Source organism: Clostridium sp., from assembly GCF_030532265.1.
GTDB lineage: Bacteria > Bacillota > Clostridia > Clostridiales > Clostridiaceae > Clostridium.
Genome location: NZ_JAUNLM010000002.1, coordinates 120316 through 141171, shown reverse-complemented (window position 1 = coordinate 141171; position 20856 = coordinate 120316). Strand labels below are relative to the sequence as shown.

Sequence of the window (20856 nt, the reverse complement as noted above, 5' to 3'; positions counted from 1 at the left end):
GCAGGATTTTAAGTCCTGTGCGTCTGCCAGTTCCGCCACTTCGGCATGCGTTTTTCTCTGTCATTTCCTGACGACAATAGTTATTATATATTATAGCTATATAACTGTCAACATTTTTTTTGAAATTTATTTTATTTTATTTTTAATATAATAAAAAGCCTGTAGTTTTCTTATCTACGGCTTTTTACTTATATAGATTTATATATTAAATTTATATGATGATCTACTTTTTAAAATGATTTTTTACCACTTTTACTTCTGAAATCTTGATGCTTTTTAACATCTTGCATTCTTTCTTCGCTGTCTTTTAAAAATTTTGACATTTTATCTTCAAAATTTCCAGAAACCTTTTTCTTTTCTGCTGCCCAATCAAATTCAGCTGGTCTAACTGATTTTTTTTGTTTTGGTTCAGCTTGTTTTATTGATAAGCTAATTTTACCATTATCATCAATTGAGATAACTTTAACCTTTACCTTATCTTGTTCTTTTAAATGTTGTCTTATGTCCTTTACAAAAGAATCTGCTACTTCTGATATATGAACTAGACCTGTTTTTCCGCCTTCTAATTCTACGAAAGCTCCGAAATTAGTGATATTTACCACTGTACCCTCTAATATGTTTCCTGCCTCTAAGGTCATGTTTAAAAGACTCCTCCTTAATTAAATAAAATATATATATGTTATTTTGAATAACCTAATCTTTAGTCTTTGAGTCCTCTTTTTTATAATTTACGATTTTTTCTCCAGGCTTAACCATATTAAGCCTTTCTCTCGCTAAGGTCTCAATATATTCATCAGAATTAGCGCTTTTAACTTCTTCTTCAAGTTGCTTGTTTTTCTTTTTCAGTGTTTCTAATTCTGTTTGTTTATTTGCTATTTCACTTTCTATTCTTTTAATAGCTCTTTCCTGTCTAATAAAACCAAACAAAAAAACAAGGCATAGCAATAATATTATTAAATTCTTCCCTTTTATCTTTTTTATCATCCATAGTACCTCATTTTTTAACTTCTATAAATATATTTTAAACACTCTGAACCTTTAATTCAAGTTATTTTTAATTATATTTAGTTTTTGTTTAAAATCTTAGACCACATAATTCTAATAGGATAACTAAAAGTCTTGTAACTGCATCTTATAATAGTTTTAAATCCAGACAAAATAGTTTTTTCAATCTTAAAAACTATCTTACTAAAAAGTTTTAAGTATATGAATAAAGCTAAACCCATGCACAAGTATACATAAGTTCCTAAAAAAGCATAATTTGTATAAAGCAAAAAAATAAAAATAATTATAGAACATAATAACCAAAATAATATATCTTGTATTGCTATTATAAGTTTATGTCCATCATTTCCTCTTATTAATCTATATATATCAAAAAAAACTCCTAATATAATTCCAGAAGCTAAAGCATATATTATAATCTCAAACTGAACTTCTAACTCTAAAGGCATTTTTATTCCCTACCTATAAGCTTTTTTATGTTTAATTTTTTATGTTTCTTTTTTGCTTTACCTTGATAAATTATACTACTTATATAACCCTCTACAGTTACATCACCATTTTTTACATCTAGTTTATTCATTTTTAGACCTTGACCATTTATTTTTAGCCTTCCAAGTATAGTATTTAAAATTATTTTTTCTTCATCAAAACCTAAAACTTCATCTACACCTGTTAATGAAAGCTTCTTCCTATCTTCAAGTGTCATAAAACTCTTACACAAATTTATAGAATCAGATTTTCTTTCCATTTTATTCTCCTTTAAGATATTATTCTTATTAAAAAATATATGTTTTTATACATATGTATATTCTTAATTAATATCTTATAAAGAGATAAAATTAGTCTATTTCTTCTCCATCTAAAATTCTATACATATCTTTTGCATCTTCTTTTCTTACATGCTCTGCCAAATTAAGGACTTCAGCTTTTAAACTTCTATTTGCAAAAGTTATCTCTATTATGTCGCCTTCCTTTAATTTGGTTCCTGATTTTGCAACTTTTCCATTTATAGAAACTCTTCCACCTTCGCAAGCTTCTTTTGCAATTGTTCTTCTTTTTATTAATCTTGAAACCTTTAAATACTTATCTAATCTCACAAAATCACCTTCTTTAATATTATTCCTAAAAATATTATTATAATTCAATAAAGCTTTAATTTATAAAAGAACCCGAGTCTCCTCGGGTTCAAAAAATTATTTATTAACTTTTTCCTTAAACTCTTTACCAGCTTTGAATACTGGAACAGTTGATGCTGGAATTTTGATTATTTCTTTAGTTCTTGGGTTTCTTCCTTCTCTAGCAGCTCTTTCTCTAGTTTCGAAAGTTCCGAATCCAACTAATTGAACTCTTTCTCCATTTTCTAAAGCTTCTTCAACACTTTCTATGAATGCTTTTAAAGCTAATTCTGCGTCTTTTTTAGTTAACTTTGACTTTTCAGCCATGCTAGTAATTAATTCTGCTTTATTCACAATTACATCCTCCTTAAATAACTAGTTATATATTTATAGTAGTAACTAATTCTTTTATGTACTACACTTACATTATCTTATTATATTATTACTTTTTACTCTCGTCTACACTCAATGAATAAATATTTATATATTTTTGTAAAAAAAAGCAAATTAAATACATTATCTTGGAAATATAGAATTTCATTGAATTATATATTCTACAAAGTCTTTAAAATTCCTTCTAAAATTACTTATAATTCTTGTTTTTTCGCTTCATTCCAAAGCTCATCCATTTCCTGTAATGTCATTTCTTTTAATGTTTTATTATTTTTAAGCGCAGCACTTTCTATATAACTAAATCTTTTTATAAACTTATCTATTGTTTTATTTAACGCTTCCTCTTCATTTACCTCTAAAAATCTTGAAACATTAACGCAAGCAAATAGTAAGTCTCCTACTTCTTCTGTTATTCTATCCTTATCTTTAGTATTATATACTTCTAATACTTCATTTAATTCTTCTATAACCTTCTTTGAGGCATCCTCTACATTATCCCAATCAAAACCAACTTTTCTTGCTTTATTTTGTATCTTATGAGCTCTTATTAAAGCTGGTAATGCTTTAGCTACCCCTTCTAATTCCTGTGTAACTGTCTCAAAGCCTTTTTCTTCTTTTTTTATTTCATCCCAACTTTTTTCTACTTCACTTGATGTATCTATATTCTCTTCACCAAATATATGTGGATGTCTTTCTATCATTTTATTATATATTCCTAAAACTACATCATTGAAATCAAAGTATCCATCTTCTTTACCTATTGATGAATGGAATATTACATGTAATAAAACATCTCCTAATTCCTCTATTAAGGCATCATCATCTTCTTTTTCAATTGCATCTTTTACTTCATAACTTTCTTCAACTATGGCGTCTTTTAAGCTTTCATGAGTTTGTTCTCTATCCCAAGGACAACCATCATCTCCTCTTAATGTATCTATAAGAGCAATTAAATCATTTATATCTTTTTTATTATTTAAATCTTTAGGTATATAAAGTGAAGTTAAGTAATCTATATCCTCTTGCATATCTAACTCATATATTGGTATTTTTCTTATACTTTCAAGACCTTCTATTCCTGCTGCTCTTACATAAATTATTTCAGTTTCATCATCATAACATTCTAATAACTTAAGTTTAACTTCTGATGCTATAAAAGGATTATAAACTTGTGTTATTATAGTTCCTATTCTCTTATCTAATATTTGATTATTTATATCAAATGCATCAATAATCTTTAGTCCTTCTATAGGATCTATTTTTAATCTATCCATCATAGCATCGACAAAACTAACTGCAGGCAAAATTTCATATTCTATATTTTCTTTATCACAAAGTTCCATAATGTTTGATACTGACTTTTCTGCAACTAAAGGGTGTCCTGGTACTGCATAAACAACATCGCCAAATTCTTTATAAACTTTTATTAAATCTTCTGCTATATTTTTATAAACTTCATCAAAACTTTTACTACTATCATAAAAATGATCATAAGTGTTAAATTTTATATTTTTTGACTTTATAAAATCAACTGTTGGATGAATTTCTGTTCTAAAATATATGTTTTTACTTTCTTCTAAAACTCTTAAAGCACCTACTGTAAGTGCATCACTTGCTCCTGGTCCTAAACCAACTATTTTAATCATTAGGTATTTCTCCTTTTTTATTATTTTTTGTAAATTCTGTTTCTTACCTCATTAACATCAAAAACTTTCATTACAACTATTAAGGCCATATATATTATAATACCTAAAAATACTGATATTAAGCAAGATAGACCATTGCTCATTGTATAAATTAATATTTTATCATATGAAACTAAAACTAATATAGACATTATAAATGATGCTAATGTTGGCTTTATTACATTATTTATTATATCTATTCTAGTTTTTAAAGTTATCTTTAATAATATTACATTTAATGCTGTTGTAGTTATATATGCAGCTATACTTGCTATAACAGCACCATATATATTTAATTCTGATATTGGAACTAATTTTATAGTTAAAATTAATTTTATTAAACATCCTATAAAAAGATTTACTACTGGCAATATATATTTTCCAACACCTTGAAGGATTGCTGTAGTAGTCTGAGTTAATATTATAAATGGAATTGTTAAAGATAAATATTTAAGTATTTCAAAACCTTCAAATCTTCCTGGAAATATAAGTTTCATTATAGGTTCTGCCATAAAAAACATTCCAAACATACATGGTATGGCTATTACTGTTGATATTTTAATTGCAAGGTTAGTCTTATTTTCCACATTTTTTCTTCTCCTTAGTATAAATTCTTCTGCAATTATAGGAATTAAAGAAATAGATAATGCCATAGATAATGTCATTGGTATATTTACAATAACAGACGCTTTCCCTGTAAGTTGTGCATATAAAATATTTGCTTCACTTCTTATAATTCCAGCTTCTAAAAGTTTTTGTGGTATGAATATAGAATCTATCAAACTCATTATTGTACCAACAGTTGCTCCCAATGATATCGGAATTGCAATCTTTAATATTTTACTCATTATGTCTATATCACTTTTTACTTTTTTAATACCAAATTGCTTTTTTACTTTTATATATTTTATATATAAATATCCTCCTGCAAGTAAACCTCCTGCTGCTGCACCAAATGCTGCACCCCCTGCCGCAAATTCTATTCCTTTTGGTAAAAATAATACAGCTAGTCCAACACCGAATATAACTCTACCAACTTGTTCTAATATTTGTGATACTGCTGATGGAGTCATATTTTGAAGCCCTTGAAAAAATCCTCTAAATATTGTCATTATTGAAATTATAAGTGGTGCAAATGATATTCCTATTATTGAATAATAAGCTTTAGGATCCCATTCAACAAATTTTATTATGAAATCTGCAAAGAAAAACAAGAAAAAGCTTGTACCTGCTCCCAATATAAGCATCATATAGGTTGATTCTTTTACAACCTTAAAACTGCCTTCTATATCTCCTATAGCATTATTTTCAGAAACTATCTTAGATATAGCCACCGGAACTCCAGATGCTATAGCTACAAAAAACATATATAAAGGATATGACATTTGATAAAAGGCCATTCCTTCATCTCCTATTAACATAATAAGAGGCCATCTAAAAAAAACACCTAAAAACCTTGCAAATATTCCTGCTGTACCTAATATTATACTTCCCTTTATTAAGGATTGTTTCTTCATAAAATACCTCCAAACTTTTGATTTACTAATAATAATTATTGTAAGTTCAGAGGCATTATTACTATTTATTCATTATTTTAACTAAATTTATAATATGTTTTTTATTGTTCCATTTGTTTTCCTAAAAATGCTGCTGCTGTTTCAGATAATTTTAGTTCTAATTCACCTAAAGTTTCACCTGATTTTTTTGATAGAATTATTACAGCACCAATTGCATCTCCTTCAGCTATAATTGGCGCAACAACTTGTGATGTCATTTCTGAAGTATCTTCATCACTATGTAAAGGAATTAATTTTTGTCCTCCTTCTCCTAATAAAACTGGTTTTCTAGCATCCATTATTGCTTCAAGTTCATTGCTTATTTTTCTATCTATATAATCCTTTTTAGGTACACCACTTGCTGAAATAAATGCGTCCTTATCGCTTATTAAAACTATATGACCTATTGATTGTTGTAAGCTTTCAGCATATTCTTTTGAGAAATCTGTAAGTTCTCCAATTGGTGAATATTTTTTAAGAATTACTCCTCCTTCTCTATCTGTAAATATCTCAAGTGGATCTCCTTCTCTTATTCTTAAAGTTCTTCTAATTTCTTTTGGTATAACTACTCTACCTAAATCATCTATACGTCTTACAATTCCTGTAGCTTTCATTTTATATTTAACCTCCTTAATAAAATACTGTTAAATTTAGTAACATTATTAGTATTTGACTATATAGAAATTTTATGCACTTATATCCATTATTTAAACAAAAAGGACACCTAAAATTAGGTGTCCTTTTTACAACATTTAGTTTTTTTGTTCTATTTTATCTTCGTAAACTTTAACTCCAAGTTCATCTTTCCACTTCTTAAGAGTGTCTGTATAAGCTTTATTCTTTTTACTTTGATCTAATTGTTGTTTAATTGAATCTTTTACTTTATCAAATGGTATTACTTCTGCCTTGCTTTTAACATTTTCTACTTTTATTAAATGGTATCCAAACTGTGTTTTTACAGGTTGTGATATTTCACCATCTTTAAGTTTCTTCATAGCAGCCATAAATGTTTTATCATATTGTTGTGAATCATAATCTATATAACCTAATGATCCACCTGTTGATTTTGTTGCATCAATATTATATTTAGCTGCCATATCCGCAAATTTAGCTTTTCCTGAAACTATATCTTCTCTTATCTTCTTTATAGTCTTCTCAGCATCTTTTCCATCAGCTATTATTATTTGATATACATCAGCACCAGGTTTTATTGTATATGTTGTTGCTTTATTTTCATCATAATATTTCTTCACATCAGCATCTGTAACTTTTACGTCTTTATATATATGATTTTCAACAACATTTAATACTATAATACGTTCTTTTAAATTTTCTTTTAATTCATTTTCATCCTTATAGCCACTTGCTTCATAAGCCTGTTTAAATTCTTCTTCTGTTTTATAAGCTTTTTTCATTTCTTTTAGTTCAGAGTCTACTTTTTTATTTATTTCTTCATCTGACACCCATTTGTTCTTTTCAGATTCAGTAATCATAACCTTTTGATCTACAAGACTTTCTAATGCACTTTTTTGTAATTGTAATAACATTGATTTTGCTTGTTCATTATTTTGTAAATTATCACCATATTGTTGTTTTAATTGTTGATAATATCCATTTCCTTCAACAACCTTTTCAACTTCACCTCTTGTTATTTTTTGATCTCCAACCTTTGCTAAGGTTTCATTTTTTATTGCTTCAGGAGTTTTTTGTATCATGTTACATCCAGCAAATACCATGCTTGATATTGCAACTAAACCTAAAGCTACAATTCTTTTAATTCTACCCACTAACTTTCCCTCGCTTTACTATTTATTATAAAGTACCTAATTGTTAAAATTTCACTGTTTTTAGTATAACATATTATTTATTAAGTTCAATTATATAGAATTAAGTATTTATTACTTTTAATATGTTATTTAACATATTTTTAAAGAATGGTAATATTTCCTCTTTCTTGAATCCATTTTGCTTGAACTGAAATTCAGGTATATTGCCAAACTTAAGTATTACATTATCTTTATATTTATCTATTAATATTTTAAATACTTCCTTATGTTCTTTATCGCCTTCTTCAAATTTAAAGAATATTCCTTTTGGCGTTTCTTTTATTTCTTCTATATTAAGTTGCTTAGCTTTACTCTTTATATAAGCTATATCCATTAAATTATAAACTGAATCTGGAATATCTGAATATCTATCCTCTAATTCATCTTTAATTTCCATGTATTCTTCATAACTTTCAATAGCTGCAATTTTTTTATAAACTTCAATCTTTTGATTTTCATCTGATATAAACGTTCCTGGAATATATGCATCAACTTTAATATCAACAGTAGTTTCAACTGGTTCTTTTGTAATCTCACCTTTTATAATTTTTATTGTATCTTCAAGCATTCTACAATATAAATCATAACCTATAGTAGCCATATGACCATGTTGAGCTGAACCCATCATGTTTCCGGCACCTCTTATTTCTAAATCTCTCATAGCTATTTTAAATCCAGATCCAAGTTCAGTAAAATCCTTTAGTGCCTTAAGCCTCTTTTCAGCTACTTCTGTTAATATTTTATCCTTAGTATATAAAAGATAAGCATAAGCTATCTTATTAGATCTCCCAACTCTACCTCTTAATTGATATAATTGTGAAAGCCCCATCTTATCTGCATCAAATACTATTATAGTATTTACATTTGGTATATCTATACCAGTTTCTATTATGGTAGTACATACTAACACATCATACTTTTTATCCATAAAGTCCATCATTTCTTTTTCTAGTTGTCTTTCTGTCATTCTACCATGGGCAAACGTTACTTTACTTTCTGGAACTAATTCTTTTATATAATTTGCCATGCTTTCAATACTTTCAACACGATTATAAACAAAGAATACTTGCCCTCCTCTGTTCATTTCTCTAAGTATAGCATCTCTTATAAGTTGATCATTTTGTTCTATAACATAAGTTTGAACCGGATATCTTTCTTCAGGAGGTGTTTCTATTACAGAAATATCACGAGCACCTGTTAATGACATATGAAGAGTTCTTGGTATTGGTGTTGCACTTAATGTAAGAACATCAACATTCTTCTTTAATTCTTTTATTTTTTCTTTTTGTTTAACTCCAAACCTTTGCTCTTCATCTATTATTAAAAGACCTAAGTCTTTAAATTGAATATCTTTTGCTACTAATTTATGAGTTCCAACTAATATATCAACATTTCCTTCTTTTGCTGCTTGTATCGTAGCTTTTTGTTCTTTTGCAGTTCTAAATCTACTTATCATATCAATTTTTATTGGAAAATCTGAAAATCTTTTAATCATATTCTTATAATGTTGTTCTGCAAGTATAGTTGTTGGTACTAAAAATGCAACTTGCTTTCCATCCATAACAGCTTTAAATGCTGCCCTTAAAGCAACTTCAGTTTTTCCATATCCTACATCTCCACAAAGAAGTCTATCCATTGATTTTACAGATTCCATATCACTTTTTATTTCTGAAAGTGATGTAAGTTGATCTGGTGTTTCTTCATAAGGAAACTCATCTTCAAATTGTCTTTGCCACTCTGTGTCTTTACTAAATTTATAACCTTTTAAAGTAGCCCTAGTTGCATAAAGTTTCACTAAATCTTTAGCTATTTCATTTATTGATTGTTTAACTTTACTCTTAGCCTTTTGCCACTCTGTTCCACCAAGTTTATTTACCTTAGGAGTCTTTCCTTCAGTTCCTATATACTTTTGTATAAGGTCAAGTTGGTCAACAGGAACATATAGCTTATCGCCCTTTTGATAAACTATATCCAAATAATCTCTCTTATTTCCCGCTACTTCTATTTGTTTAATTCCTTTATAAACACCAACTCCGTGATTTGCATGAACTACATAATCACCTATTTTCAATTCAGTAAATGAATTTATTTTAGCTATACCCTTTTTAACCTTTTTCTTTTTAGGGATTTTTCGTTTCGCCTCCCCAAATACTTCTTTATCTGATATTACACATAACTTTTCATCAGGAAATTCAAATCCCTTAAGAAGATTTCCAAAAGTAATTACGACTTCCCCACAAGATATTTTATCAACGTTATCCTTATAAACGCTTTCAATTTCTCTATCTCTTAAAGTTTCTACTAATCTTTCTCCTCTAGTTCTTGTTCCTGAAAGAATTAAGCTTTTAAAGCCTTTACTCTTTTTATCTTTTATATCATCTATAAGTAAATCTAACTGTCCTTGATAATTGTGAAGTGTTATTTGAGACATATTTATTATAGAACGAGGCTTTAGTATATCTCTAACCTTTTTAAAGGTATCCATAGTTATTAATTTACATTCCTCAAACCTATCTAAAACTTCACTATAATCTAAAAGTAATTCAGAATGTTTAGGAAGTATATTTCCCTTTTGAAGAAACATTGAAAAGTTTTCTCTAAATTCACTATAAGTACCTTCTAACTTTCCAAGAGACCTTGTTGTATCATCAATCACGAAATTATATCCTTTAAAATAATCAAATAAACTTTCTAAGTTTTCATAAAAAAATGGAAGATATGAATCTATAGTTTCAAAACTTGAAGTTTGAATTAAAGATTCTAAGTTTCTATTTATTATTTCTTTTAATTTTTCCTTACTATCTTTATTTTTATTATTTTCTAAAGCTTTATTCAACTCTTTTATTAAAGTATTTTTAGCATAATCTATAACATTATCATCTATTATTATTTCTTTAGCAGGAAAAATACTAACTTTATCAACCTTATCTATACTTCTTTGAGATTCCACATTAAATCTTCTAATAGAATCTATTTCATCTCCAAATAACTCTATTCTATAAGGATAAATTGAATCTGGAGGGTATACATCAAGAATTCCACCTCTTAAAGCAAACTCACCTTTTCCTTCAACCATTTCAACTCTTTCATACCCGCCTTCAACAAGCAATCTATTTATATCATTAAAATCCACTTCATTATTTATTGATAATTCTATTTTATGATTTTCATAATATTCTCTTGGAGTATAGCTTGCTGCAAAAGATTCTATGGATGTAACTATTATTTTCTTCTTTTTATTTAATATTTCTTTTATTACCTTAAGTCTAGCCCATCTTAAATCACCTGAGATAGCATCTATATTATAAAAAACAACCTCTCTTACAGGGAAATAATAAACTTCTGTTGTATAAAAACTTAAGTCTTCATATAAATTTTTTGCTTCTATATCACTGTTTGTAACTATAACTAAAGACTCATTAGAACTTTCAAATATAGCATTCATTAAATATGTTCTACCAGATTCTGATAGTCCATATATCCCTAATGGAAACTTTTTATTATTTATATTTTCTTTTATTTCATTAAATTTTTTACTTTCAATTAAGGGCTCCATTAACCCCTCTAATCTCATTTTATACACCATCCTTAAATACTTTTTTTAGCTTTAAATCCATTATATTTATTCATAGCTGAGCTTATATCACTTTTTATTATTTCATCTACAGCAAGCTTAGTAACATCTAAACTTTCTTCTAAAACTTCTCTTTCTTCTTTTGAAAAATTTCCTAAAACATGATTTATTAAATCTCCTTTAGGTTGTCCCACTCCTATTTTAATTCTTGAAAATTTATCAGTGCCTAAATGTGATATTATATTTTTTATTCCGTTATGTCCCCCAGCACTTCCCTTTTCTCTTATTCTTATCTTACCTACATCTAAACTTATATCATCATATAAAACTATAATATCCTCATTTGTAAGTTTATAAAAATCAAGTATTTCCCTGACACATTCTCCACTTAAATTCATAAATGTTGAAGGCTTAATTAAAATTACCTTTTCTCCTTCAATAAATCCTTCTCCATAAACCCCTTTAAATTTTTTCCTGTTTATATCTATATTATACTTATTAGCTATATAATCTACACTATCAAAACCAATATTATGTCTAGTATTTTCGTACTTTTCACCTATATTTCCAAGTCCTACTATTATGAACATTTTATCTCCTCTTTCTAAACTACTTATATTTTATAATCTTCTACAATAAAAATTTATTTATTCAAATACCTATTAAATATTATACTAAATTTTGATAATAAAAAAAGCGTACTATAAATTTCAAAATATATTAAAAAAATATTAAAAGGAGTAAGCTTATGATTATACTATAATCACTCGCTATACTCCTTTTAAATTATAGATTTATAGTTATCTTTTCTATCTCACCGTTTCTTAGTATCTTAAATTTTATATTACCCTTATACTTATCATCTTTAAGTACTTTTATCAAATCATCATAAGATAAAATTTTAGTATCATTAGCAGTTAATATTATGTCTGTTGGCTTAAGCCCACCTTTTTGAGCATTACTATCAGTTATTACATCTTTTATGTAAAAACCTTTTTTATACTCATTGCTAACATTTACCTCAACACCACGTATTCCTATAAGATCTTCTTTTTTTATTATACTATTTAAAGATTTTTTTATCATATCTATACTAGATGCAAAATATAATCCATCTTTGTTAAATTCTTGAGTTAAGTATCTACTATTTAAGCCTACTAATTCTCCTTTAGAGTTACAAAGTACTCCCCCAAAGTTTTCTTCATTCATAACAGCATTTGTTTGTATTATAGAACAATATTCATCATTCATTTTAATTTTATGATTTGTAGATGTTATGATCCCTGAAGTAATTAGACCTATATAATTATTGCTTAAAGAATTTCCTATTGCATAGACACTTTCACCTTCTTTTACTGAGCTAGAACTAGCTAATGAAATTGGTGTTAATCCATTTGCAGATATTTTTATTAATGCCATATCTGCCTCTTTATTATATCCAATTAAAGTACCCTTAAGCGGTTTTACTCCTTTTGCTGGTATATCTATAAATATTTCTTTATAATCCTTAATCTTTTCATAAGAAGTAATTATCAATCCACCACTATCAACAACTATTCCAGTTGAATTTTTTTGAGATACCTTTGATGAGGTAGCATCATCATAATTTTCTCCTATAGTTACTAAAGATGGCGCAACTTTGCTTATAACTCCACTTAAATTATTTTGTTCTAACACACTTTCAATCTTTTTATCAATAATTTTATTTATACTATTCATAGCATATGCAACTGATAGTGAAGTAGTTATTACTATAATTAATATTATTACTAATGCTATAATAATTTTTTTCTTAGTTACAACAACTTTTTTACTTTTTATATTTATTTTACCCTTATCATTCTTATTCTTCATAAATATCACCAAAATTATTTCTTGATTAAAGTAAATGTAAACATAACACCAGTATCTTTATAGTTTTCGACCCAAATATCTTCACCATGTTCTGTAAGAATTAACCTTACTATAGATAATCCAAGCCCTGTACTTACTTTGTTAGTTCTTGATACATCTGCTTTATAGAATCTATCCCAAATCTTTATTAATTGCTCCTTAGTTAATAACTCACCATCATTATAAATGCTCACAAGCACTCTATCACCTTTGGATTTCGTGTTTATTCTTATATTACCATTTTCATAAGAATATTTTATTGCATTATCTATTAAGTTTGTTACTACTTGTGTTATTTTATCATTATCTCCAATTACATATTGATGTTCCTGCTCTAAAACAACATCAACATTTAATCCTTTTTTATTTATAGCACTTTCAAATTTAGTAATTGTGTACCTTAACATATTACTTATATCAATTTCTTGTTTATTAAGCTTTATTTTTCCTGATTCTAAAGCTGATATATCTAACAAATCATTTATTAATCTTGATAACCTATCAGTTTCTTCATATACAATTTTTAAATAATATCCTTCTTTATCTCTCGGAATTACACCATCTAATATTCCTGATATAAATCCTTTTATTGAGGTTATAGGTGATCTTAATTCATGTGATACATTTGATATAAAAGCTCTCCTATTATCATCAACTGTTTGAAGAGATTGTGCCATTATATTAAATGATTCTGCAAGTTCTCCTATTTCATTATTTTGATTAATATTAAGTCTTTCATTAACTCCACCTTTAGATATTCTTCTTGCTGCTGCAGTTATTTCATCTATAGGCTTTATTAAAGATTTTTTACTGTAAAAATACACAAATATACCACCAATAATTATTACAATTAAAGCAGTTATCCATATAATTTTATTTATTTTAATTATAGGAGATAACATACTATCAGTCGGAATAACCATTATTATTACTCCGCTAAAATAATCTTTATTAAAAATAGGCTTTAAATATACATAATTATTTTGAGATGCACTTTTTACATTTCCATATTCTATAGACTTCCCTTGCTTCAACACATCCATATCTTCTTTAGGAATTCCTGCATTAGAAAACTTATAATTTTCATATCCACTATTAGAAACAGCATATGTATATCCTAGATTATCTGTAACTAATATTTCTGCATCTATAGTTTTGCTTACAAAGTTCATTACATTATTTAACGTTGTTAAGTTTGAACTTTTATCCAAAGATAAATAAGCTATGGCTGCACTTTCTATTATGTTACTTTCTCTATTTAATTGCTCTTTCTTTTGATCAAAATAAGTTTGTCTAATCCATAAAGATAAAACTCCTGCTACTATTACAAGCGCGATTACTACTATTAATGTGAATGTTATTATAAGCCTATATGCTAAGCTGTGCTTTTTCATCTATTTCACCTCAAATTTATAGCCAACCCCCCAAACTGTTTCAATTTGCCAAGTATCTCCTGAATGTAACTTTTCTCTTAATCTCTTAACGTGAACATCAACAGTTCTTGAGTCTCCTGGATAATCATATCCCCAAACTTCACATAATAATTGTTCTCTTGTGAAAACTCTATTTTTATTACATGCTAAATAATATAATAGTTCAAATTCTTTAGGTGGCATTTTAATTTCATTATTCTTATAAATTACTCTATATGAATTTGCATCTATTGTTAAATCATTATATTGAATTACTTCTTTATTTGTATTATCTGCTGTATATCTTCTCATTACAGCTTTTACTCTTGCAAGTAATTCTTTTGGTTCAAATGGTTTAACTATGTAATCGTCAGCACCAAGTTCTAAAGCTAAAACCTTATCAAATGTATCTCCTTTTGCTGTAAGCATGATTACTGGAGTTGTACCTTCTTTTCTTATCCATTTTAAAACATCTATTCCGTCTATGTTTGGTATCATAACGTCTAAAAGAACTATATCCGGTTTATAGTCTAAAAATATTTCTTCTGCTTCTTTACCATTATGTGCAACTCTTGTATCGTATCCAGCACTTTTTACATACATATTTATTACTTCACAAATATTTTCATCATCATCAACTATTAATACTTTACCTAAAACACCTTCCATGTCTTAATACCTCCACATTTTAACTTATTAAATATTTATTGCTTAATTAATTTAAAAATTAACTAACAATTATAAATTTATCATTTTTTCACAGTTTTTAATATAGTTTCATATAAAAGTTACAATTTGTTAACTGTAATATTTCATTATTATATAAATAGTTATAAAACAAAACCTCCAGATTTATCTAGAGGTTTTCTTTATGTATATTATGTATTAATACATTAACTATTATGCTTCAAATAATTTGCTTATTGGTTCATTATTATATATTCTCTTTATAGCTTCTGCAAATATAGGAGCAACTGATATTGATTTAAATTTTTTCTTATCAATATTCTCTGGAAGTTTTATTGTATTTAACATTACTAATTCTTCAATTGCTGAATTATTTATTCTTTCAAATGCCGGTCCTGATAAAACCCCATGAGTACAACATGCATATACATTTTTTGCGCCTAAATCTTTTAGAGCATTTGCTGCATTTGTTATAGTTCCTGCTGTATCTATCATATCATCTATTAATATACATCTTTTTCCTTCAACATCTCCAATAATATTCATTATCTCGGATACGTTTGCCTTAGGTCTTCTTTTATCTATTATTGCTATTGGTGCATGTAATCTATCTGCAAATTTTCTGGCTCTAGTTACACTTCCAAGATCAGGAGACACAACAACAACATCATCTTGATCTATTAATCCTTTATCTACAAAATACTTTGAAAGTATTGGTGAACCTACTAAATGATCAACAGGTATATTAAAGTACCCTTGAATTTGAGCAGCATGTAAATCCATAGTTAAAACTCTATGAGCTCCTGCTGTTGTAAGTAAATCCGCTACCAATTTTGCAGTTATTGGATCTCTTGATTTTGCTTTTCTATCTTGTCTTGCATATCCATAGTATGGAATAACAGCTGTTATTCTTCCTGCTGATGCTCTTTTAAATGCATCAATCATTATAAGTAATTCCATTAAGTTATTATTTACAGGTGAACAAGTTGATTGAACTATAAATACGTCAGCACCTCTTACTGTCTCACCTATATTTACTGATATCTCTCCATCACTAAAAGTACCTACATCGCCCGCACCTACTTCTAGCCCTAATATTTTTGCAATTTCTTGCGCTAATTCTGGGTGTGAGTTTCCTGTGAATATTTTAATATTCTTTCCATGACTTAACATAATTAATGAAGACCTCCTCAAATTTAGCTCTTTTATATATAAATAAATTTTTATTGATTACTTCTTTAATCCCTTTTTCTCTACCCATCCTGATATATTTCTTTGCTTAGCTCTAGCTATTGCAAGTTCACCTTCATTAACATCATTAGTTATTGTTGAACCTGCTGCAATATAAGTATTATCTTTAACAGTTACTGGTGAAACTAAATTTGTGTTACATCCAATAAAACTATTATTTCCAATTACTGTTTTATTCTTAACTTTTCCATCATAGTTTACTACAACAGTACCACATCCAAAGTTACATCCTGAACCAACTTCAGCATCTCCAATATAAGTTAAATGTGATACTTTAGTTCCATCACCAATTGTAGATTTTTTAATTTCTACAAAATCCCCTATTCTAGCTTTTGAACCAATCTTACTTTCTGGTCTTATATATGCAAATGGTCCAACAGTAGTATTTTCTCCTACTTCACTATCTAATATTACTGAAGATTCTACAGTAACACCTTCGTTTATTATACTATCTTTAATTCTACAATTTTGCATTATCATACAGTTTGAACCTATTTTAGTATTTCCCTCTAATATAGTTCCTGGATATATAATTGTATCTTTTTCTATTTCAACATCTATTCCTATATATGTTGATTTTGGATCTATTAACGTTACACCATTATTAAGATGTTTTAAATTAATTCTATTTCTTAATATTTCTTCTGCTTCTGCAAGTTGAACTCTTGAATTAACTCCTATAGTATCCTCATAATCAGTAACTAGCGCCCCAACCTTTTTTCCTTCTTCTTTAAGAATTCCTATTACATCTGTAAGATAATATTCACCTTGTGTATTATTATTTGAAAGCTTATCTAATGAATTAACTAAATCTTCTATGTCAAAACAATACATTGCTGCATTCATTTCATTTACTAATAATTCATCTTCATTGCAGTCTTTATGTTCAACAATTTTTAAAACATATCCTTCATCATCTCTTATTATTCTTCCATAGCCTGTTGGGTCTTCAACTATAGCACTTAATAAAGTTGCTGAATTTCCATTTGATTCATGTGTTTTTATTAATTCTTCTATTGTTGATTCTTTTGTTAGCGGTGCATCACCAGCAAATACTACTACAATTCCTTTTTTTCCTTTTAAGAATTCAGCTGCGCATTTAACTGCATGTCCTGTTCCTAATTGTTCTTCTTGTAATGAATAAGAAACTTTTCTATCATTAGTTTGTTCTTTAACTAACTCTGCTCCTTTTCCTATAATTACATTTACATCATTGATATTTGCTTTTCTCATATTATCTATAACGTGATTTACCATTTCTTTGCCACAAACCTTATGTAAAACCTTAGGTAAATCTGACTTTATTCTAGTACCTTGACCAGCTGCAAGTATTAATGCACATTTATACATTTTACCACCTCTATTAATTACTTATATTTAACCCGATTTTTTATAGTATTATATTTTAGTACATTTTAATTCTATTTTATTATATTTCAACAAACTAACTATTTCAACTTAGATAACAATACAATAAAACTTATAATATATGTATATTGTTTTATTATCCTTTATAATATTCTTATTTCAGTAAGTTACAAAAAAATAAAAGGGAAAATCCCTTTTATTTTTAATAAATTATTCCGCTATTTCTTCTGATAAAGCTTTATCATACGCTTCAAGAATAGCTCTTTGTATTACGTCCCTTGCCTCGCTGTTTATAGGATGTGCTATATCCTTAAACTCACCATCTGGTGTTTTTCTGCTTGGCATAGCAATAAATAACCCATTTTGCCCTTCAATAACCTTAATGTCATGAACTACAAATTGATCATCAAAAGTAACTGATACTATTGCTTTCATCTTCCCATCTGTAGCTATCTTTCTGATTCTAACGTCTGTAATTTGCATTGACCACACCTCCAGTTGCCTTTATGATATTATAAATTCTCCATACATTGGCAATATCCTCTTTTATTTGGTAAATTTTTAAATTTATTATTGGTGTGGTAAATTATTTATCTATTTTTCAAATATCTTAGAAGGACGTATATCAACTATTGATGATTCATTTACTGAATGTAATTCAACTATTGATATATATTCATCAATAAGTTTCTTTTTAGCTTCTTTATTATCAACTAAAACTCCTATTCCAACTAATTCACTATCAAATTCTTTTAAAAGATCCTTTATTCCAAGTGCAGTTCCCCCACCTTTCATAAAATCATCAATGAATACACATTTTGAATTACTTTTCATTGATTTTTTAGATAATGACATTTGTTGGAGCTTCCCACTAGTACCTGACACATAATTAATTGTCATAGTTGTTCCTTCTGTAAATTGGTTGTCCCTTCTTGCAATAACAAGTTGAACTCCTAAATTTCTAGCAACTTCATATGCTAATGGAATTCCCTTTGTCTCTACTGTAATTACATAATCAATATCCATATTTTCAAACCAAGAAGAAAGTATTGTTCCAGCTTTACTTATTATTTCAGGATTATACATTAAATCTGTCATATATATTATATTTCCCGGAACCACTCTTCCATCATCTTTTAATAAATCGCAAAGGCTTAAAGCAAATTCCTTTCCTTTTGATACACTTGTTTCAGGTATATATCTTATACCTCCTGCAGCACCAGCTATGGTTTCAACTCTTCCCATTTCAAACTTTGCTAATATTTCTCTAACTATAACTATATCTTCACTTATAGTTGATTTTGCTGCATTTAATAACTCTGAAAATTTATTTAATCCGATAATTTTATTCGGATTTTCTATTAGTATCTTTGTAATTACAACAACTCTACTATTTCTACTTAACTTTTCCATGAAAACCACCTGCATCTTAATAATTATTCGAATTTATACGAATTATATCATAATTTTTCACTCTCAATATTCATATTTTATTCTATATTTTTTCCTAGTGCAATACATTTTAATCACTTAATGTAAAATAAATTGAAAATTCTTTTTTAAATTGATATAATTTTTAGTTAATTTTTGTGTTCATTTAATTAAAAATGTATATAATTATAAATGGTTATAAAATAAAAAATTAATTTTTAAAACATTAAACTTATATAATCATAAAATAAATAAAAAAGGGGTTGATTTCATGTCATTTGATTTTTTAAAAGATACCAATAAAAAGGTTCACTTTATAGGAATTGGCGGTATAAGTATGAGCGGTCTTGCTGCTGTACTTTTAAATAATGGATTTAAAGTTTCAGGTTCCGATTCTAAAGAATCAGAAATAACTAATAGCTTAAAAGAAAAAGGTGCTGAAATTTATATAGGACATAAAAAGGATAATATAAAAGATGTTGACTTAGTTGTTTATACGGCTGCAATTCCACAAGATAATCCTGAAATAATTAAAGCCAAAGAAGATAATATACACCTTATGGATAGAGCAGAATTTTTAGGTCTTATAATGAAAGGTCATAAATATAATGTTGCAGTCGCAGGTACACACGGTAAAACTACATGTACTTCTATGATTACAAATATAACTCTTAAAGCAAATTTAGATCCAACTATACTTGTAGGTGGTGAACTTGATGTAATAGGCGGTAATTACAGAATAGGAAGTAGTGAATATTTTGTTACAGAAGCATGTGAATATAAAGAATCATTTTTAAAATTCTTCCCATACATAGGAATAATATTAAATATAGATGCTGATCATTTAGATTATTATAGAGATTTAAATCATATAACTGAAACATTTAAAAAATTCTCAACATTAATTCCTACAGATGGTTACTTAATAGGTTATGGTGAAGACCCTAATGTTGCTAAAATTTTAAAAGAAGCTAATTGCAATACTATAAGCTATGGATTTAAGGATACTAATGTAACTGCAACAAATATAAAATATGATAATAGAGGTTGTGCATCTTTCACTGTTTGTAAAGATGGAGAAGATTTATTTGATTTACAATTAAATATGCCAGGTAAACACAACATCTTAAATGCATTATCAAGTGCATGTGTAGGACTTATTTTTAATCTACCTTATGATGATATAATAGATGGATTAAAAGAGTGCAAGGGTGCTCATAAAAGATTTGAATACAAAGGGGAATTAAATGGAGTTACAGTTATAGATGATTATGCTCATCATCCAGTTGAGATAAAAGCAACTTTAAGTACTGCTAAAAAAATTCCTCACAATAAAACAATATGTGTATTCCAACCACATACTTATACTAGAACAAAAACATTATTTGATGAATTTACTACAGCATTTAATGATGCTGATGAATTAGTATTAATGGATATATATGCTGCTAGAGAAAAAGATACTGGTCTTGTTTCATCTGACGAATTAGGTGATGCAATAAGAAAAACAGGTGTTAAATGTACTAATGTACACTCTCATGATGAAGCTGTTGAATATGTAAAAAATAATATAAATCCTGGAGATATGCTTTTAACAGTAGGTGCTGGTGATGTTGTTATAGTTGGAGAAAAATTTTTGAATAATAAATAAATTTTTTAA

20 protein-coding genes are annotated in these 20856 nt (G+C 27.5%); 1 reads left to right on the top strand and 19 read right to left on the bottom strand.

Annotated elements, in window-relative coordinates; genetic code table 11:
- Positions 1-230 precede the first annotated feature (230 nt).
- From Q4E08_RS01620 to purR, 19 genes are all read right to left on the bottom strand, one after another.
- Positions 231-638: a S1 domain-containing RNA-binding protein gene (locus tag Q4E08_RS01620; RefSeq protein WP_303127455.1), complete on the bottom strand. Its 408-nt coding sequence runs from the start codon at positions 636-638 to the stop codon at positions 231-233.
- A 55-nt stretch (positions 639-693) separates the two neighbouring features.
- A complete protein-coding gene (locus Q4E08_RS01615; RefSeq protein ID WP_303127453.1) occupies positions 694-984 on the bottom strand; it encodes a septum formation initiator family protein in 291 nt (96 codons plus the stop codon).
- A gap of 80 nt (positions 985-1064) precedes the next feature.
- Complete coding sequence (yabQ, locus tag Q4E08_RS01610) at positions 1065-1454, bottom strand: spore cortex biosynthesis protein YabQ (protein WP_303127451.1); 390 nt, start codon at positions 1452-1454, stop codon at positions 1065-1067.
- Positions 1455-1456: 2 nt separating this feature from the next.
- Positions 1457-1753, bottom strand: coding sequence for a sporulation protein YabP (gene yabP / locus Q4E08_RS01605; protein WP_303127448.1), 297 nt, complete (start codon positions 1751-1753; stop codon positions 1457-1459).
- Between the two features lie 91 nt (positions 1754-1844).
- The gene (locus Q4E08_RS01600; protein ID WP_303127446.1) at positions 1845-2102 is read right to left on the bottom strand and encodes an RNA-binding S4 domain-containing protein; all 258 of its coding nucleotides are present in this window, start codon (positions 2100-2102) and stop codon (positions 1845-1847) included.
- A gap of 96 nt (positions 2103-2198) precedes the next feature.
- On the bottom strand, positions 2199-2474 hold the full coding sequence (locus tag Q4E08_RS01595; protein ID WP_024614195.1) for an HU family DNA-binding protein: 276 nt from the start codon (positions 2472-2474) through the stop codon (positions 2199-2201).
- Between the two features lie 233 nt (positions 2475-2707).
- The gene (gene mazG, locus Q4E08_RS01590) at positions 2708-4159 is read right to left on the bottom strand and encodes a nucleoside triphosphate pyrophosphohydrolase (RefSeq protein ID WP_303127443.1); all 1452 of its coding nucleotides are present in this window, start codon (positions 4157-4159) and stop codon (positions 2708-2710) included.
- A gap of 20 nt (positions 4160-4179) precedes the next feature.
- Entirely contained in the window at positions 4180-5715 is a 1536-nt protein-coding gene (locus Q4E08_RS01585) for a polysaccharide biosynthesis protein (protein ID WP_303127441.1), read from the bottom strand.
- Between the two features lie 101 nt (positions 5716-5816).
- Entirely contained in the window at positions 5817-6368 is a 552-nt protein-coding gene (spoVT, locus tag Q4E08_RS01580; protein WP_303127439.1) for a stage V sporulation protein T, read from the bottom strand.
- A gap of 138 nt (positions 6369-6506) precedes the next feature.
- On the bottom strand, positions 6507-7541 hold the full coding sequence (locus Q4E08_RS01575) for a peptidylprolyl isomerase (protein ID WP_303127437.1): 1035 nt from the start codon (positions 7539-7541) through the stop codon (positions 6507-6509).
- Positions 7542-7641: 100 nt separating this feature from the next.
- Entirely contained in the window at positions 7642-11154 is a 3513-nt protein-coding gene (gene mfd / locus Q4E08_RS01570; RefSeq protein ID WP_303127435.1) for a transcription-repair coupling factor, read from the bottom strand.
- A gap of 14 nt (positions 11155-11168) precedes the next feature.
- Positions 11169-11744 (bottom strand): aminoacyl-tRNA hydrolase, encoded by a 576-nt coding sequence (pth, locus tag Q4E08_RS01565; protein ID WP_303127431.1) that lies wholly within the window; start codon positions 11742-11744, stop codon positions 11169-11171.
- 196 nt (positions 11745-11940) lie between these two features.
- Positions 11941-13008, bottom strand: coding sequence for a S1C family serine protease (locus Q4E08_RS01560; RefSeq protein WP_303127428.1), 1068 nt, complete (start codon positions 13006-13008; stop codon positions 11941-11943).
- A gap of 14 nt (positions 13009-13022) precedes the next feature.
- Positions 13023-14441 (bottom strand): HAMP domain-containing sensor histidine kinase, encoded by a 1419-nt coding sequence (locus Q4E08_RS01555; RefSeq protein ID WP_303127426.1) that lies wholly within the window; start codon positions 14439-14441, stop codon positions 13023-13025.
- A complete protein-coding gene (locus Q4E08_RS01550; RefSeq protein WP_024614186.1) occupies positions 14442-15128 on the bottom strand; it encodes a response regulator transcription factor in 687 nt (228 codons plus the stop codon).
- 231 nt (positions 15129-15359) lie between these two features.
- Positions 15360-16319, bottom strand: a complete 960-nt coding sequence (locus tag Q4E08_RS01545) for a ribose-phosphate diphosphokinase (protein WP_303127423.1) — start codon at positions 16317-16319, stop codon at positions 15360-15362.
- Between the two features lie 57 nt (positions 16320-16376).
- Positions 16377-17747 (bottom strand): bifunctional UDP-N-acetylglucosamine diphosphorylase/glucosamine-1-phosphate N-acetyltransferase GlmU, encoded by a 1371-nt coding sequence (glmU, locus tag Q4E08_RS01540; protein ID WP_303127421.1) that lies wholly within the window; start codon positions 17745-17747, stop codon positions 16377-16379.
- Positions 17748-17975: 228 nt separating this feature from the next.
- A complete protein-coding gene (gene spoVG, locus Q4E08_RS01535; RefSeq protein ID WP_303127419.1) occupies positions 17976-18248 on the bottom strand; it encodes a septation regulator SpoVG in 273 nt (90 codons plus the stop codon).
- 111 nt (positions 18249-18359) lie between these two features.
- Positions 18360-19178, bottom strand: a complete 819-nt coding sequence (gene purR, locus Q4E08_RS01530; protein ID WP_303127417.1) for a pur operon repressor — start codon at positions 19176-19178, stop codon at positions 18360-18362.
- 289 nt (positions 19179-19467) lie between these two features.
- On the opposite strand from purR, the gene murC reads away from it, so the two are divergent.
- Positions 19468-20847, top strand: coding sequence for a UDP-N-acetylmuramate--L-alanine ligase (gene murC / locus Q4E08_RS01525; RefSeq protein WP_303127415.1), 1380 nt, complete (start codon positions 19468-19470; stop codon positions 20845-20847).
- The last annotated feature ends 9 nt before the right edge of the window (positions 20848-20856 follow it).

Coding starts and splice junctions, on each gene's coding strand:
- pth (WP_303127431.1), bottom strand. CDS start 11,744: ATGTTCATAATAGTAGGACTTGGAAATATAGGTGAAAAGTACGAAAAT.
- purR (WP_303127417.1), bottom strand. CDS start 19,178: ATGGAAAAGTTAAGTAGAAATAGTAGAGTTGTTGTAATTACAAAGATA.
- glmU (WP_303127421.1), bottom strand. CDS start 17,747: ATGTATAAATGTGCATTAATACTTGCAGCTGGTCAAGGTACTAGAATA.
- Q4E08_RS01545 (WP_303127423.1), bottom strand. CDS start 16,319: ATGTTAAGTCATGGAAAGAATATTAAAATATTCACAGGAAACTCACAC.
- Q4E08_RS01615 (WP_303127453.1), bottom strand. CDS start 984: ATGATAAAAAAGATAAAAGGGAAGAATTTAATAATATTATTGCTATGC.
- Q4E08_RS01620 (WP_303127455.1), bottom strand. CDS start 638: ATGACCTTAGAGGCAGGAAACATATTAGAGGGTACAGTGGTAAATATC.
- yabQ (WP_303127451.1), bottom strand. CDS start 1,454: ATGCCTTTAGAGTTAGAAGTTCAGTTTGAGATTATAATATATGCTTTA.
- yabP (WP_303127448.1), bottom strand. CDS start 1,753: ATGGAAAGAAAATCTGATTCTATAAATTTGTGTAAGAGTTTTATGACA.
- Q4E08_RS01550 (WP_024614186.1), bottom strand. CDS start 15,128: ATGGAAGGTGTTTTAGGTAAAGTATTAATAGTTGATGATGATGAAAAT.
- spoVT (WP_303127439.1), bottom strand. CDS start 6,368: ATGAAAGCTACAGGAATTGTAAGACGTATAGATGATTTAGGTAGAGTA.
- Q4E08_RS01560 (WP_303127428.1), bottom strand. CDS start 13,008: ATGAAGAATAAGAATGATAAGGGTAAAATAAATATAAAAAGTAAAAAA.
- mfd (WP_303127435.1), bottom strand. CDS start 11,154: ATGAGATTAGAGGGGTTAATGGAGCCCTTAATTGAAAGTAAAAAATTT.
- mazG (WP_303127443.1), bottom strand. CDS start 4,159: ATGATTAAAATAGTTGGTTTAGGACCAGGAGCAAGTGATGCACTTACA.
- Q4E08_RS01585 (WP_303127441.1), bottom strand. CDS start 5,715: ATGAAGAAACAATCCTTAATAAAGGGAAGTATAATATTAGGTACAGCA.
- murC (WP_303127415.1), top strand. CDS start 19,468: ATGTCATTTGATTTTTTAAAAGATACCAATAAAAAGGTTCACTTTATA.
- Q4E08_RS01555 (WP_303127426.1), bottom strand. CDS start 14,441: ATGAAAAAGCACAGCTTAGCATATAGGCTTATAATAACATTCACATTA.
- spoVG (WP_303127419.1), bottom strand. CDS start 18,248: ATGCAAATTACAGACGTTAGAATCAGAAAGATAGCTACAGATGGGAAG.